General features: G+C 44.3%; 2 protein-coding genes. Both read right to left on the reverse strand.

The genetic code is table 11. From position 1 onward, the window contains the following. The coding region (locus tag A3735_RS23170) for a glycosyltransferase (RefSeq protein WP_197476017.1) at positions 1 to 447 on the reverse strand (447 nt) is incomplete at its 3' end. Next, a partial coding sequence (gene arsS / locus A3735_RS23175; RefSeq protein ID WP_082885977.1) for an arsenosugar biosynthesis radical SAM (seleno)protein ArsS occupies positions 431 to 1,203 on the reverse strand: 773 nt, incomplete at its 5' end. The genes A3735_RS23170 and arsS, both read right to left, overlap by 17 nt.

Genomic DNA, 1,203 nt, shown 5'->3' on the forward strand with positions numbered 1-1,203 from the left:
ATCTCCAGTAGCTATACCTGTAAGCCGTGAGCGAATATTGATGAACCAAGAGATTACCTTAAATATCGCGGCAGAGTTATCGAGCTGAATATCAAAGCGCCCCCAAACGGGTTCGGATGAGATTGCGCCATGTAGCATGTTAATAGCTTTACTTGGTAATACCGTATCTGCATGCAAAAACAGAAGAAGACGCCCTTGAGCTAACTCTGCACCAGCATTCTGTTGTGCGGAACGCCCACACTTTGAGCGAATTAAATGAGCATCCATATCTAGCTCACTTATAAGTGAAGAAATTATCTCGCCACTACCATCAGTACTACCGCCATCGACCAGCAGCACTTCGCAGCGCTTACTAGTGAGAGTGTTGAGCTTGCGTAATAAACGCTCAATATTTTCAGCTTCATTAAATACGGGAACAATAATACTCAGGTCAATCGAGTGCGCCACCGCAGCTACTCCCCTGTCCTGCAGTGCAACCATAGCAGTGGTCTGCCACAACTATCGTAGAACCTTCTATAGCCTGCCCTAAAATATCGCTTAGATGCATTCTATTTTTATCAGATGCTATCAATCCTCCCTCCAGTCTAAGCATTGGCATATCAAGCATCTGATTGAAATCACAATCAAACACATGGCCCTGCCAGTCAATACTTATCAAGCTGCGACACATTACCGAGGTAAGGTTTTCCTTTGCATACGACTCTTTCAATAGATCCATATAGTTATGAAATTCGCCCTTGGACAAAAGCACGCTCCCAAAGCGAGAAATAGGCATATTCGTTATTGTGAAAAGTTGGTCAAAGAGAATATCGAAATTTTCATAGAGCTCTTTTTTATAATCCTGCTCTAGCTGTTGCTGAGGAGGAGGTAGGAACGGACCACCAGGATTATAAACTAAACTCAAGGTCAAGCCGCTCCCTTCGACTCCATAACCTAGTTTGTTTAGGAGCTTTAAGCTCTTGATGCTATCTTCGAAAACACCTTTCCCTCTTTGTTGGTCGACATTATCTTTCGTGTAACAAGGTAGAGACGCGACAACTTCCACCTCGTTAGCAGCCAGAAACTCAGCAAGGTCTTCATAGCCAGGTTCTTGCAGAATCGTCAAATTGCAGCGATCAATAACATGCACTCCCAGTGACCTTGCTTCTTCGACCAAGTAACGAAAATAAGGGTTCATTTCCGGTGCGCCGCCCGTTAAGTCCA

The sequence above is a fragment of the Oleiphilus sp. HI0061 genome (genome assembly GCF_001635675.1).